Annotated in this window: 1 protein-coding gene; it reads left to right on the top strand. The window is 59.1% G+C overall.

Annotated features, from left to right (window positions below; all coding sequences use genetic code 11):
- Positions 1-65: 65 nt before the first annotated feature.
- Positions 66-230, top strand: a 165-nt coding sequence (locus tag ACM9HJ_RS31050; RefSeq protein WP_416575678.1) for a transposase, incomplete at its 3' end; no start/stop codon positions are given.

Below are 230 nucleotides of genomic sequence, written 5' to 3'. Positions count from 1 at the left end.
TGACCTGCTCCCTGGAAATGTGTCCGGCGTGAAGTAGAGTCCTCCGATCGAAGGAGGGCTGTCAGATGAAGAAGAGCCGTTTCAGCGAAGAGCAGATCATCGGGATCCTGCGGGAGCAGGAGGCCGGGCAGAAGACGGCGGATATCTGCCGCCGACATGGGATTTCGGAGGCGACGTTTTACGCCTGGAAGTCGAAATATGGCGGATTGGACGTCTCGGAGGCCAAGCGG

This window comes from Niveispirillum sp. KHB5.9, from assembly GCF_048066115.1.
Classification (GTDB): Bacteria; Pseudomonadota; Alphaproteobacteria; order Azospirillales; family Azospirillaceae; genus Niveispirillum.
The sequence above is the reverse complement of the archived record's forward strand: the minus strand, read 5'-3'. Positions and strand labels throughout refer to the sequence as shown.